At 70.1% G+C, this 13,066-nt stretch carries 11 protein-coding genes; 3 read left to right on the top strand and 8 right to left on the bottom strand.

The window, feature by feature from the left end; genetic code table 11:
• Positions 1-89: 89 nt before the first annotated feature.
• Genes VED21_RS35825 through VED21_RS35810 form a run of 4 tightly spaced genes read right to left on the bottom strand, consistent with a single transcriptional unit; the run spans position 90 to position 5,547 of the window.
• Complete coding sequence (locus VED21_RS35825) at positions 90-1,877, bottom strand: ABC transporter ATP-binding protein (RefSeq protein WP_324890762.1); 1,788 nt, start codon at positions 1,875-1,877, stop codon at positions 90-92.
• 21 nt (positions 1,878-1,898) lie between these two features.
• Positions 1,899-3,065 (bottom strand): beta-glucosidase, encoded by a 1,167-nt coding sequence (locus tag VED21_RS35820; protein WP_324890760.1) that lies wholly within the window; start codon positions 3,063-3,065, stop codon positions 1,899-1,901.
• A 26-nt stretch (positions 3,066-3,091) separates the two neighbouring features.
• A complete protein-coding gene (gene glf, locus VED21_RS35815; protein WP_324890758.1) occupies positions 3,092-4,369 on the bottom strand; it encodes a UDP-galactopyranose mutase in 1,278 nt (425 codons plus the stop codon).
• Complete coding sequence (locus VED21_RS35810) at positions 4,357-5,547, bottom strand: glycosyltransferase family 1 protein (protein WP_324890756.1); 1,191 nt, start codon at positions 5,545-5,547, stop codon at positions 4,357-4,359. Before VED21_RS35810 ends, glf begins: the two co-directional genes overlap by 13 nt.
• A 478-nt stretch (positions 5,548-6,025) precedes the next feature.
• Here VED21_RS35810 and VED21_RS35805 point away from each other — a divergent pair, with 478 nt between their 5' ends.
• Complete coding sequence (locus tag VED21_RS35805; RefSeq protein WP_324890754.1) at positions 6,026-6,952, top strand: aldose 1-epimerase; 927 nt, start codon at positions 6,026-6,028, stop codon at positions 6,950-6,952.
• Between the two features lie 16 nt (positions 6,953-6,968).
• On the opposite strand, the gene VED21_RS35800 is transcribed toward VED21_RS35805, so the two are convergent.
• Both VED21_RS35800 and VED21_RS35795 read right to left on the bottom strand, forming a co-directional pair.
• Complete coding sequence (locus tag VED21_RS35800; protein ID WP_324890752.1) at positions 6,969-7,229, bottom strand: hypothetical protein; 261 nt, start codon at positions 7,227-7,229, stop codon at positions 6,969-6,971.
• A gap of 26 nt (positions 7,230-7,255) precedes the next feature.
• Positions 7,256-9,508: a family 1 glycosylhydrolase gene (locus VED21_RS35795; protein WP_324890750.1), complete on the bottom strand. Its 2,253-nt coding sequence runs from the start codon at positions 9,506-9,508 to the stop codon at positions 7,256-7,258.
• A 120-nt stretch (positions 9,509-9,628) separates the two neighbouring features.
• Here VED21_RS35795 and VED21_RS35790 point away from each other — a divergent pair, with 120 nt between their 5' ends.
• On the top strand, positions 9,629-10,258 hold the full coding sequence (locus tag VED21_RS35790; protein WP_324890748.1) for an SGNH/GDSL hydrolase family protein: 630 nt from the start codon (positions 9,629-9,631) through the stop codon (positions 10,256-10,258).
• 1 nt (position 10,259) lies between these two features.
• On the opposite strand, the gene VED21_RS35785 is transcribed toward VED21_RS35790, so the two are convergent.
• Both VED21_RS35785 and VED21_RS35780 read right to left on the bottom strand, forming a co-directional pair.
• Positions 10,260-11,717 carry an MFS transporter gene (locus VED21_RS35785; RefSeq protein ID WP_324890747.1) on the bottom strand — a complete coding sequence of 486 codons (1,458 nt, stop codon included), beginning with the start codon at positions 11,715-11,717 and terminating at the stop codon, positions 10,260-10,262.
• On the bottom strand, positions 11,714-11,902 hold the full coding sequence (locus VED21_RS35780) for a hypothetical protein (protein WP_324890746.1): 189 nt from the start codon (positions 11,900-11,902) through the stop codon (positions 11,714-11,716). The genes VED21_RS35785 and VED21_RS35780 overlap by 4 nt, the downstream gene beginning before the upstream one ends.
• A 201-nt stretch (positions 11,903-12,103) precedes the next feature.
• On the opposite strand from VED21_RS35780, the gene VED21_RS35775 reads away from it, so the two are divergent.
• On the top strand, positions 12,104-13,066 hold a 963-nt coding region (locus VED21_RS35775; protein ID WP_324890744.1), incomplete at its 3' end, for an SbmA/BacA-like family transporter.

Genomic DNA, 13,066 nt, shown 5'->3' with positions numbered 1-13,066 from the left:
GAGCGCCAGCGAAGCCCAACACGGTTCGCATGGCGAACACGTTGGGCTTCGCCTGAGGCTCAACCCAACCTACGACGCGTCCCTTTTTTCTACTCCGCCGCCCGTCTCGCCAGCGCTTCGTCCATCGAGAAGCCTTCCGCCTGCAGGCGCCATAGCGCGTCGAAGGTGCCGCCGCGGCGGCGCAGTTCGGTGGGGCTGCCGTCCTCGACGATGCGGCCGTCCACCAGCACCACGATCCGCTCGAACCCCGACAGGGTGGACAGCCGGTGCGCCACCGCCAGGACCGTGCGGCCGTGCATCAGGTCGCCCAGCGCCCGCTGGATCTCCAGCTCCGATTCCGTGTCCAGCGCCGAAGTCGCCTCGTCGAGGATCAGGATGGGTGCGTTCTTCAGGAAGGCCCGCGCGATGCCGATGCGCTGGCGCTGCCCGCCCGACAGCTTGATCCCCCGTTCGCCCACCAGAGTGTCGTAACCCTGCGGCAGTTCGCGGATGAAGTCGTCGCAGTAGGCAGCCCGCGCGGCCAGGATCACCTCCTCGTCCGATGCGTCCGGCCGGCCGTAGCGGATGTTCTCCAGCACCGAGCGGTGGAACAGCGAGATCTCCTGCGGCACCACGGCGATGGCGTCATGCAGGCTGTCGCGCGTCACGTGGGCGATGTCCTGCCCATCGACCAGCACGTGGCCGTGCTGCACGTCGTCCAGCCGCTGCAGCAGGCCGACCAGTGTGGATTTGCCGGCGCCGGAGGGGCCGACGATGCCGATGCGCTGCCCGGCCGGGATGCGCAGGGTGAAGTCCTTGAACACCCGCCGCCCGTCCGAATAGGCGAAGGTGACGTTCTCGAACTCGACGGAGCCGCCCAGGCCGATCAGCCGCTGCGCGTCCGGAACGTCGGCCACGGCGTGCGGCTGGCCGATGACGCGCAGCGTGTCGGCGATCTGGCCGAAGTGCTGCGTCGTCCCCACCAGCGCGAAAGCGAGGTCGCGGGACCCGTGCAGGATGCGGAAGGTCAGCGCGCTGACCAGCACCACGTCGCCCGGCGTGATGCGCCCGGCCGTCCACAGCGACACCGCCCACACCAGCATGCCGCCGGCCATCACCCACAGGCACAGGTCGTGCACCACGCGGGTCTTCTCCAGATAGAGCCAGCTGCGCCGCTGCGCCGCCGCCTCTCCGTCCATGATGCGCGCCAGCCGCGCCCGCTCCCGCGCGCGGGCAGAGAAGGCCTGCACCACCCAGATGTTGGACACCACGTCCACCAGCTCCCCGCCGGCATAGGACGCCTGCTCGGCGTAGGTGCGGTGCAGCGGCCGGCCGCGCACGCCGATCAGCGCGATGCCGCTCGCCACCACGGTGACGAACACCACCAGCGCCGCCGCCATGCGCCAGTCGACCGTGGTCAGCACGAGCACGGCGCCGATGAAGTCGGTGATCGGCGGCAGGATGTTCCAGGTGAAGGTGCCGATCAGCGCCCCCGCCGCCCCCGCCGTGGCGGTGATGCGGTTGCCCAGCGAGCCGGCGAAATGCTCGGCGAAATAGCGCATGGGGTGGCCGGACAGGTGCTGGAACAGGTCCAGGCGGATGTCCACGCCGACACCGACCACCGTCCGGCACCCCAGCCAGCCGCCCAGCCGCCACAGCCCGTTCTCCACGCCGATCAGCGCGATGAAGAAGATGAGCGGCGACCACACCGCGGCGGCGTTGCGCTCGGGCGCCGCCATGGCGTCGACCAGCAGTTTCATCCCGTACTGCACCGCCACCGCGCAGGCGGCGGCCCCGATGACCAGGGCCAGCAGCCCGGCGAAGTGCCAGGGCCAGCGGGCGACGTAGCGCAGGAAGAACAGCACGGGGCGCTGCGGAAACGGCGGGCTGGAAGCCATGACGCAGATCCTTGGAGGGGTTCAGGCGGCGCTGTCCGCCGTTTCGGCCCGGCGCGCGCGCGCACCCTCGAACACCGCCTGCCAGCGCCGCAGCGCCTCGGCCAGCGGCTGATGAACGGTGCGGTGGCCGACGTCCGGATGCCGCGCATCCAAATAGCCGAGCAGCCCCACCCTGCAATGCCGGTCGTTGGTCCAGCCGGGGTAATCGAGCACGGGGTAGAGGCAGATCCCCTCCACCGGCACGCCGGCCCGCATCGCCGCCAGCACCTCGCCGGCCACGTAGTCCAGCCAGGGCACGCGCGCGTCGTCCTCCGCCCCCGTCTCGGCCACCAGGATCGGCCGGCGGTAGCGTTCCCAGCAGTCGGCCAGGATCTCGCGGAAGGGGCGGTAGTGCGGGCTCCCCACCGGGATCGTCCCGCCGCTCAGGAACCACTGGTTGTCGGAGTAGTAGTTGAGCCCGATGACGTCCAGCAGCTCCGGCCGTCCGCCCAGCCCCGGCCAGAACGCGCCCGTCGTCATGTCCCAGGACTGGTACTGGCAGCGGGTGTAGGCCTCGGCTTCCGCCCGGTCCTCGGGCCGTTCGGGGTGCGCGGCCACGTGGATTGCCGGGTCGACGTGCACGAAGCGGGCGCGTGGGTCCGCGTCGCGCACCGCCTCGATCCCGGCGATGGCGGCGCGGACCAACTGGTGCTTCAGCTCGAACCCCCGGCCCCGCTCGCACGGGCTCATCATCGCCATGTCGCCGCCGGCCCAGGACCAGTAGGCGATCTCGTTGACCGGGCAGTAGAAGGGCACGCCGTCCGTCTCGTCCCGCACCAGTTGCGCCACCGCGCGGGCGAAGCGGGCGAAACGGTCGACGAAGGCCGGGCGCCAGATGTCCAGATCGTCCGGCCAGCCGTAGTGGCACAGGTCCCAGATCACCTGAACGCCATGGTCGCGCGCGGCGTGCAGCATGGGCAGGACGCTGGACCAGTCGTACCGGCCGGGCGACGTCTCGATCAGGTGCCAGCGCACCCCGTCGCGCGCCGTGCCGATGCCGTGGCCGCGCAGGCAGCGGTAGTCGGCCGCCGCCGCCCGGTCATGCCCGGTCGCCGCGACCAGGTCGAGGCGCCGGCCGTCCGGCCGCCGGTGCGTGGAGCATTCGAAGCCGCCCAGGAAGACGCTGTCGAACAGGGTCGGCGTGTGCATCCGTCGCCCTCCGGATGGGGATCGCCTCATTCGGCGGCACTGACCGGCTTCGAAACGGCCACGCCCTGCGCCATGGTGGACAGCGCGCGCGCCGCCTCGGCCGTGCTGCGCCCCTGCTCCTCCGCCTTGGCGATGCGGCCATAGAGGGTCAGCGCCTGCGCCACCACCTGGTCCATGTTGTAGTAGCGGTAGGTGGCCAGCCGGCCGACGAAGTGCACGTTGGGCGTCGCGTCCGCCAGCGCCTGGTACTTGCGGTACAGTTCGGCGTTCTCCGCCCGCGGCACCGGGTAATACGGGTCGCCATCGGAGGCCGGGAACTCGAACGTCAGGCTGGTCTTGGGGTGGTGCTGGCCGGTGAGGTGCTTGTATTCCGTGATGCGGGTGTAGGGCACGTCCTCGCCGGGGTAGTTCACCACGGCCACCGGCTGGAACCACTCCTGCTCCGCCGTCTCGTGCCGGAAGCGCAGGGAGCGGTATGGCAGCTTGCCGTAGCGGTAGTCGAAATACTCGTCGATCGGCCCGGTGAAGATCAGGGAGTCATACTTCACGTCGCGCGCCACCTCGCGGTAGTCGGCGTTCAGCATGATCTTGATGTTCGGGTGGTCCAGCATGTTCTCGAACATCCGCGTGAAGCCGTGCAGCGGCATGTTCTGGAAGCTGTCGCCGAAATAGCGGTCGTCGTCGTTGGTCCGCGTCGGCACGCGGGACGTCACCGCCTTGTCCAGCTCGGACGGGTCCATGCCCCATTGCTTGCGCGTGTAGCCGCGGAAGAACTTCTCGTACAGCTCCCGCCCCACCTTGCTCACCACCACGTCCTCCGACGTGCGGATCTCCGGCACCGCCTCGGCGCGGGCGGCGAAGAAGGCGTCCACCTCGCTCTCGGCCAGGTTCAGGCCGTACAGCCGGTTGACGGTGGTCCGGTTGATCGGGATGGGGACCAGCTGGCTGTCCACGTGGGCCAGCACGCGGTGCTCGTACGGGCGCCATTTGGTGAAGCGCGACAGGTACTCGGCCACCTGAGGCGCGTTGGTGTGGAAGATGTGCGGCCCGTAGCGGTGGATGAGGACGCCGTCGTCGTTGTAGTGGTCGTAGGCGTTGCCGCCGATGTGCGGGCGCCGGTCGATGATCAGCACGCGTTTGCCCAGGCCGCGCGCCAGCCGTTCGGCCAGCACGCTGCCCGCGAACCCGGCGCCGACGACCAGATAGTCGAAGCCGGCGCGCCCCACCAGCGGAACCCCGTTGCGCGGCGAGCGCGAGGAGGCGACGACCGGCTGCCCCGGGACGCCGTCGTTCAGATCACGCATTCGATCAACCCTTTCATGCGAGCCCAGGTCTGGTCCCAGGACATGTCGGCCAGCGCCCGGTCGACCTCGGCCAGCCAGCGCTCCGACCGGCCCTCCGGGCTCAGCGCGCGCTCGATGGCGGCGACGAACTCGTCGGGCGTGCGGGCGATCTGGACAAGGCCGGCGTCGCCGTAGGTGCGCATCACGTCGCGGATCGGCGTGGAGACGACGGGGCGGCCGGCGGCCAGGAACTCCGGCGTCTTGGTCGGGCTGATGAAGCGGGTGGATTCGTTCAGCGCGAAGGGCATCAGCGCCACGTCCCAGCCGGACAGGTAGCGCGGCAGGTCGGCGTAGCTGCGCCCGCCCAAGTAATGGATGTTCGGCGCCTGCGGAAGCGTCGCCGGGTCGATCTTCACCACCGGCCCGACCATGACCAGCTGCCAGTCCGGCCGCATGCGGGCGATGCCGGCCAGCAGGTCGATGTCGAACCGCTCGTCGATGACGCCGAAGAAGCCCATGCGCGGGCGCGGCAGCGCCGCCTGATCCTCCGGCTCCGCCACGGCGCCGCGGGCGGCAGCGAAATGCGGTACGTCCACGCTGCTGGGGAAGGCGTGCACGCTGGGGTGCCGGTCGCGCTTGGCCTCGTAGAGGCTGTAGCCGCCGGTGAAGACGAGGTCGGCGCGTTCCATCAGCGCGCGCTCGCGCTCCACCAGCTGCGGCGGCGCACCCTTGAAGGCGGACAGCTCGTCCATGCAGTCGTAGACCACCGCCGACGCCTCCAAGTGGTCGGAGAACGCCAGGCTCATGGGCGTGTAGTACCAGAGGATCGGCCGCGTCACCCCCGCATCGGCGAAGTGGCGGTCGAGCAGCGTGCGTTGCGCGGCCTCCGCGTCCACCCCCGCCGGGATGCGCGGCACCAGCAGCGTGACGCCCGCGTCGGTGCCGTGCACGTCCAGGTGCGGCTCCGCCGCGTCGGTCGGCACCGGCTCCTCCACGAAGAACAGGCGGGATTCGCGGGCGAAGCGCGTCATCAGGTGCTGCGGGCGCTGGTGAACGAAATGCCAGCGCAGATGCGAAAAGCAGACGAAGTCCCGAGGGTACGATCTCTTGCTGGTTCGCTTGGCGACCGGATCCGCGCCATCGGCGACCGCTGTCCGGTCGGGGCGCACGGTCAGGTCATCGCCCTCGGCGTACTCCATCGGCACGATCTCCCTGGTTCAAGAATGTGATGGTGCGGATGCATGAAAGTCACGTCCGCCTACGGGGTCCGCCAACAGCGGATTTAGGGAAGGGTTCCCGCGCCGCGTCATAACGATAGGGAGTAACCCCCGTTTTCCAAACCCGCCTGGACACTCCACCGTCTATCGGGGAAAGACTCGCTTATTTGCAGGTTTTTCAAGTGTTACAGGACATCGCGAAGACAAGAGCACTTAGTCACAAGATATGCTTGGCGCGCCACCGCGAAGACGAATCGTCTCTCGTCCGGCATAACCCAGGGGCGGTACCCATCCGACCTGCGGTTGCGCCACTTGCACCCCGCACGATCGGAGCGGCTGCCCCGTGAAACAATTGGCGGACATGGGCACGGGTCCACTTTCGGGCGCTCGACCGGCGTGGCCGCCGTCCGGATACTCCCGCCCACGACGCCTTTCCCCTGTCCTTTCGAATGGTATCCGCATGCTGACCAGCCCCTCGGCCCTGCGTCATCCCGACGTCGTCTCGCTCGCCGCCGGCCCCCTCACCCTCGACGTGGCGCCGGAGGTTGGCGGCTCCATCGCCCGCTTCCAGGGCCGCCAGGGCACGCGCATGGTCGACTGGCTGCGCCCGGCAACCGCGGAGGCGCTGGCCGCGCGTGACCCGCTGGGCATGGCCAGCTTTCCGCTGATCCCCTTCTGCAACCGCATCCGCGACGGCCGCTTCACCGTCGGCGAGACCGAGGTGCGCCTGCCCGCCAACTACGCCCACTCCCGCCACGCCATCCACGGCCACGCGTGGCAGCGGCCGTGGACGGTCATCGACCGCACCGACGGCGTCGTGACGCTCGCCTTCGAGCACCGGCCGGACGCGTGGCCCTTCCGCTACGACGCGCGCCAGACCTACGCGCTGGACGACGCCGGCCTGACGGTGAGCCTGACGGTGACCAACCGTGGCGGCGTGCCGATGCCGCTCGGCCTCGGCCACCATCCCTATCTGCCGCGCACGCCGAAGACGACGGTGACCGCCCGCGTCGACGCCATCTGGTCGACCGACCACGAGGTGATGCCCACGCGCATGGAGCGAACCTGGGTGACCGATCAGTTCGCCCACGGCCTGCGCGTCAACGACGCGGTGCTGGACAACAACTTCACCGGCTGGGACCGCACCGCGACGGTCCGCTGGCCGGAGCTGGGTGCCGCGCTGCGCATGACCGCCGACGCCCCGCTCGACTTCCTGGTGGCGTATACGCCGGCCATGGAGGACTTCTTCTGCCTGGAGCCGGTCGGCAACTGCACGGACTGGCCCAACCTTACTCAGCTCGGAACGGAGCGCGTCGGCGGCATGCTCCTGCCCGCGGGGCAGACCACCACCGTGTCCTTCCGGCTGGAGCCGGTCTGGGTGGCGTAGCGTTCTCCCCCAGCACTCACCACACCTTGCGCGCCAGATCGTCACCCCGGCTGGTCAGATCGGCAAAGGTCCGGCGCGCTTCCTCCTCGCCCACCCAGGCGTCGGGAGCGACCACGCCGGCCATGCCCTGCGGCGTGGCGTCGGCACCCGGCCGCTCCCCCTCGTCCGAGCCCAGCGCGTAGGCGGCGCCGTTGCGCACTTCGACGATGGCGTAGCGCCCCTGGCGCTCGATCAGGCGGAAGCTGCCGTGCTCGGAAACGATCGTCACGTCGGCCATACGGTCCCCATTTCCCGTGGTGATGGTCAGTGTGCGTGGTGGGTGCGGAAGTACTCGGCCAGCCCTTCAGCCGGGCCGATCTGCGCGGCCACCGGGGCGCGAGCGGCCGCGTAGCGTGCCAGCGCGTCGTCCAGCGCCGGCATGATGAAGCCGCGCTCCGATCCCAGAACACCGTAGGCCGGCCGTGGTGCCGTCCAGCCCAGCCGGACGGCGGGAACCGCGTCCACCCGCGACGCGTCCAGGCCGCAGCGGTCGGCCGCCATGCGCGCCAGATCGGCCCAGCTCACCGCCCCCGCCGACGCCAGATGCCAGACGCCCGCCTCCCCGTCGATCAGCAGGTCCAGCGTGGCGTCCACGAGATCCGGCACGTAGGTGGGCGACACCACCACGTCCGCCGCCGCGGCGACGCGCTGCCCGGCGCGCAGGCGGTTCAGCGTCTGCGTCACGAAATTGTGCTGGTCCCACGGGCCGAAGAAGGCGCTGGTGCGCACCACCAGCGCCGACGGCAGCGCGCTCAGCACGCCCGCCTCCGCCGCCGCTTTGCTGGCACCGTAGACGCCCAGCGGCGCCACAGGGTCGGACTCCACGTACGGCGCCCGCTTCGCCCCGTCGAACACGAGGTCGGTGGAAAAGGTCACCAGCGCCACACCGCGCGCCGCGCAGGCCTCGGCCAGACGCACGGCCCCATCCGTGTTCTCGCGCCGGCAACGCTCCGGCTCGGCCTCCGCCTCGTCGACGCGGACGTAACCGGCGGTGTTGACCAGCGCCCACGGGCGGTGCCGGTCGAGCGCCGCCGCCACCGACGCCGGGTCGGAAATGTCCAGCTCGTGCCGCCCCAGCACGCGGTAGGGCAGCCCGCGCAACGCGCAATGCCGGGCGAAGGCGCGGCCCAGCGTGCCCGTCGCCCCGGTGATCAGCAGTGTGCGCGGCTCCCCCAGTCGCGCCGACAGTGTCCAGGCGCCGTAGGGCAGCGTGTAGGGCCGGCAGCGCACCGGCGGCCAGAAGAAGCGGTCGGGCCGGTGCCACCAGCCCGGCGTGTCCAGCACCGGATGGTCCGCGTCGCCGTCGCGCGCCAGCGCCGCCAGCAACCCGGTCAGGGCGGTGGGCCTCGGCCTTGGTGACCGCACGTCGAAGACACCGGATTCGTACACCCCGTCGCGCCGGGTCAGCAGGCTGTTCCAGTCGACGCTGCCCAGCAGCGACCACGCCGTCACCGCCCGCACGTCCACGCCCCGCGCGCGCAGGCGGACGGCACCATCCCACACCTCCTTCAGCCAACGCATCTGCTCCTCGCGGGTGGAGCCGTTGTGCACCTCCGTGGCGGCGACGGGCAGGCCATAGCGCTCCCACGTCTCCAGCAGCAGCCCCTCGAAGCCGACGACGCCCTCGGCCACCACGCGCACCGCTTCCACGTCGGCGTAGCGGTCGATGCCGTTGCCGCCATGCGTCTCTGGGGGGTAGCGCTCCAGCCGTTCGTCCAGGAAGCGTTCGCTGGTCAGGTAGTGGTTGCCGCCGATGACGTCGGGCGGGCACGGATCCTCCACCAGCTCCTCCAGCAGCCGGCGGTGCGGCGCCTCCAGCGCAGCCTCGTCCAGGTAGGGGCGCAGCGGGTGCTCCGCGTCCACGCGGCCCGTGAGCAGGTCGAGGCTCAGCCAGCGCCGCTCGTTCTCGTACGCCGCCTGATAGGCGAGGTGCGGCGTGCTGAAGACGCGGCAGATGTCCTCGGTCTGGATCAGCCGGGCTTGCGGGTTGACTGCGCGGATGGCGCGGATGGCGCGGCGGATGCCGTCGATCTGGTTCAGCAGCATGCACAGGAAGGCGCGGTGGTCGCGGGCGTGCGGGTACCACAGGCCGTAGAGGCCGCTGAACCGCGCGGTGGTCAGCGGCTCGTTGATCGGTGTCCAGTCCTCGACCCAGGGGTAGCGCTCCGCCGCCCGCGCGGCGAAGGCGGTGAAGCGTTCGGCGAAGGATGGATCGGCCAAGTTGGTGGCGCGCGGTCCACTGCCGTGGTGCAGCAGGCCGACGATGGGCTTGATGCCCAGTTCCCGCAGCCGCTCCAGGCGCCGGTCGGTCCAGCTCCAGTCCGCGCTCTCCAGCCCGTCCGGCGCCACCCGCTCCCACAGCACGGGGTAGCGGATGCGGTGGATGTTCAGCCGGGCGAAGGCGTCCAGGTCGTCGAGGCGCTCGTGGTGGCCGCTCAGCACCGTCTGGTCGACGCAGTCGTCGCCGATGCGGGCGACGGTGCTTTCGATGCCACCCCAAACCTCGATCTCCGGCATGCATATCTCCTCATGGCGCGGGGATCATAACCGGGGCCGGACGCGTACGGCCCGGCCGTCAGAGGAAATACCCCGTTGGAGCAGCACGCCTTCCGTGCCGCCGTTCGGTTTGCACACGGCATGAGCCACGTCGTTCTTCTCGGCGATTCCATCTTCGACAACGCGGCCTACGTCGGCGGCGGCCCCGACGTGGTGGCGCAGCTGCGCCCGCTGCTGCCGGCCGGCTGGCGCGCCACGCTGCGGGCGGTGGACGGCGCGGTCACCGTCGGCATCAGCCGCCAGCTCCAGCAGCTTCCAGCCGATGCCAGCCATCTGGTGATCAGCACCGGCGGCAACGACGCGCTGGGCCAGTCGGGCGTTCTGGACGAGCGCGCCTTCTCCATCGCCGGCGCCGTCGATCGCCTGGCCGGCGTGCGCGAGCGATTCCAGCACGACTACCGCGCCATGTTGGACACGGTGATGGCCCGCCGCTTGCCGACGGCCGTCTGCACCATCTACGACACCCGCTACCCGGACGCCCAGCGCCAGCGGCTGGTGGTGACCGCGCTCACCGTCTTCAACGACGCCATCACGCGCGAGGCGTTTTCCCGCGGTCTGCCGCTGATCGACCTGCGGCTGCTGTGCGACGAGGACGAGGACTACGCCAACCCGATCGAGCCCTCGGTCCACGGTGGCGCCAAGATCGCCCGCGCCATCGCCGCCCTGGTGACCGCCCCGGCCGCGCGCCGGCCGGAGGTGTATGCACGGTGACCTACTCCGCCGCCGCTGGAACCCCGCACAATGGCGTTGCCACCGTCTCCAGCGACTTGCGCTCGGCCGACACGCCCAGCAGCAGCTCCACGCCCGCCGCGAGGATCATCAGGCCAGCGCCGATCAGGTACCCGATCAGGATCTGCCCGGGATCGCCGGTGGCGATCAGGCGGCCGAAGAACCACGGCGCCGCAACTCCACCCAGCGCCGTGCCCAGGGCGTAGAATAGTGCGATCGCCGTCGCCCGCGCCTCCAGCGGGAAGCTCTCGCTGACCGTCAGGTAGGCCGAACTCGCCGCCGCCGAGGCGAAGAAGAAGATCACGCTCCACGCCACCGTCTGCGTCACCGCCGTCAGCACGCCCTGCTGGAACAGGACGCCGGTGACGATCAGCAGCACGCCCGACAGCGCGTAGGTGCCGGCGATCATCGGCTTGCGACCCACCGTGTCGAACAGCGGCCCCAGCAGCAGCGGGCCGGTGAAGTTGCCCAGCGCGAAGGGCAGGATGTACCAGCCCACCGAACTGACCGGCACACCGTAGAACTTCGTCAGGATCAGCGCGTAGGTGAAGAAGATGGCGTTGTAGAAGAACGCCTGCGCCGTCATCAGCGTGAGACCGAGGATGGAGCGCCGCCGGTAGTGCGTGAACAGTGCACGCGCCACCGCCCACATGCCGGTGTCGCGCGACAGGTCCAGCGTGATCGGCCGTCCCGGCGGTGGCAGCGGCGCCCCCGTCTCCGCCCGCACCCGCGCCTCGATGCCCTCGACGATGTGCTCGGCCTCCCCGATCCGGCCGCGGATCATCAACCAGCGCGGACTTTCGGGCAGGAAGCTGCGCAGGAAGATGATGATGATCGCCAGCGCCCCGCCGATACCGAAGGCGAAGCGCCAGCCCAAGTCCGGCGGCAGCACGCCGGGTGCCAGCAGCACGATCGCCCCCACCGCCCCCAGCGCCGCCCCGATCCAGAAGCTGCCGTTGATGCCCAGGTCCGTGCGGCCGCGATAGCGGGCCGGGATCAGTTCCTGGATGGCCGAGTTGATGGCCGCGTACTCGCCACCGATGCCGGCGCCGGTCAGGAAGCGGAAGGCGGCGAAGCTCCAGAAATCCCAGGCGAAGGCGTTGGCGAAGGTCGCCGTGCCGTAGACGGCCAGCGTGACGTAGAACAGCGTCTTGCGCCCCAGCCGGTCGGTCAGGTAGCCGAAGAAGAGGGCGCCCAGCACCGCGCCCAGGATGTAGGCGCTGCCGATCCCGCCGACCTGAGCCTCCGTGAAGCGCAGCGCCGGGCTTTCGGTCAGCGCCCCGGCGATGGCGCCGGCGATGGTCACCTCCAGCCCGTCGAGGATCCAGGTGATGCCCAGCGCCACCACGACCAGCCCGTGGAAGCGGCTCCACGGCAGCCGGTCGAGGCGCGCGGGCACGTCGGTCCGGATGTGATGACTGTCCGGCCCGATTCGGCTCATCGGTCCTGCTGGTAGCCCTGGTGGGTGGTGTTCTGCTTGATGTCGCCCTGGCGGTCCTGCTCCTCCAAGTTCTCGGGCGGCGAGCGGTCCTGCGCGGCGTCATCGCGGGCCTTCGGCTGTGGCCCGGCGCCCGGCCCCTTGTTGCTGCGGCCCGCGGGCGGCACCGGCGGCATCTTCGTGCTCATGAATCGGTCTCCTTGCGACGGATCGACCCACCGGCAACATGACCGCCGCACGGGCGGTTCCCGCCGCTCGTATGCCTGTTTTTCCAAGGTCACGCGGATGTCACGTTTCCCGCCTGCCCGGCGCGGCGTCGCAAGCACTTGGTAATGCCTAGCCGTTAGTATTAAACCGTATGAAGATTTAGCGATATTTGGACGGCTCCGGTGGAACAGACCCGACCGCAGGCACTGCCCGCCTTCCCACGCCGCTTCCTCGATCTCGCGGGCGGCTACTGGTCGTGCGAGAACAAGTGGCGGGTGCGCCTGCTGGCGCTGGCGTTGGCGGTGCTGACGGTCGGCCAAGTGTTCGTGCCGATCATGATCAACCTGTGGAGCGAGCGACTGTTCGACGCGCTGGAGCAGCGCTCGATGGACCGCTTCATGACCATGATCGTCGCGGTCTTCGGCATCATCGCCTTCAACATCGCCAACACGCTGGGCCACCTGTGGGTGAAGCGCAGGCTCCAACTCGGCTGGCGCGAATGGCTGACACGCAAGATCCTGGACGACTGGCTGACGCGCGGCCGGCAGCATCAGGTCAACTACCTGCCCGGCGACCACGACAATCCGGACGGCCGCATCGCAGAAGACATCCGCATCAGCACCGAATACGCCATCGACCTGGGCCTGTCGCTGACCTACTGCGTGCTGCTGCTGGTCAGCTTCACCAACATCCTGTGGATGCTCTCGGGCGCGCCGGAGGTGACGGTGGCTGGCGCGACCTTCACGGTGCCCGGCTACCTGCTGTACATCGCACTCCTCTACGCCGCCGCGGGCACGACCATCGCCTTGGTGGTCGGGCAGCCGCTGGTGCGCGCCGTCAACCAGCGCCAGGGGTTCGAGGCGGACTTCCGCTTCGGCCTTGCCCACGTGCGCGAGAACGCGCAGCCCATCGCCCTCCTGCACGGCGAGTCGGGGGAGCGCGGCCGGTTGAGCGAGCTGTTCGCCGGCGTGAAGCGCGGCTGGCACCGGCAGACGCGCGCACTGGCCAACATGATGGTCTTCAGCGCCTTCTACTCGGTGCTGTCCACCGCCTTCCCCATCCTGGTGGCGGCCCCCAGCTACATCTCCGGCGCCATCACGCTGGGCGTGCTGATGCAGACGGCGCAGGCCTTCCAGCAGACGGTG

The sequence above is a fragment of the Azospirillum sp. genome (assembly GCF_035627195.1).
GTDB lineage: Bacteria > Pseudomonadota > Alphaproteobacteria > Azospirillales > Azospirillaceae > Azospirillum.
This window is presented reverse-complemented; position numbering and strand designations above follow the sequence as displayed.

What these genes read in the sequence shown, in the direction of transcription:
- VED21_RS35805 (WP_324890754.1), top strand. Translation starts at nt 6,026, where the DNA reads ATGCTGACCAGCCCCTCGGCCCTGCGTCATCCCGACGTCGTCTCGCTC.
- VED21_RS35800 (WP_324890752.1), bottom strand. Translation starts at nt 7,229, where the DNA reads ATGGCCGACGTGACGATCGTTTCCGAGCACGGCAGCTTCCGCCTGATC.
- VED21_RS35780 (WP_324890746.1), bottom strand. Translation starts at nt 11,902, where the DNA reads ATGAGCACGAAGATGCCGCCGGTGCCGCCCGCGGGCCGCAGCAACAAG.
- VED21_RS35820 (WP_324890760.1), bottom strand. Translation starts at nt 3,065, where the DNA reads ATGCACACGCCGACCCTGTTCGACAGCGTCTTCCTGGGCGGCTTCGAA.
- VED21_RS35825 (WP_324890762.1), bottom strand. Translation starts at nt 1,877, where the DNA reads ATGGCTTCCAGCCCGCCGTTTCCGCAGCGCCCCGTGCTGTTCTTCCTG.
- VED21_RS35795 (WP_324890750.1), bottom strand. Translation starts at nt 9,508, where the DNA reads ATGCCGGAGATCGAGGTTTGGGGTGGCATCGAAAGCACCGTCGCCCGC.
- VED21_RS35810 (WP_324890756.1), bottom strand. Translation starts at nt 5,547, where the DNA reads ATGGAGTACGCCGAGGGCGATGACCTGACCGTGCGCCCCGACCGGACA.
- VED21_RS35785 (WP_324890747.1), bottom strand. Translation starts at nt 11,717, where the DNA reads ATGAGCCGAATCGGGCCGGACAGTCATCACATCCGGACCGACGTGCCC.
- VED21_RS35790 (WP_324890748.1), top strand. Translation starts at nt 9,629, where the DNA reads ATGAGCCACGTCGTTCTTCTCGGCGATTCCATCTTCGACAACGCGGCC.
- glf (WP_324890758.1), bottom strand. Translation starts at nt 4,369, where the DNA reads ATGCGTGATCTGAACGACGGCGTCCCGGGGCAGCCGGTCGTCGCCTCC.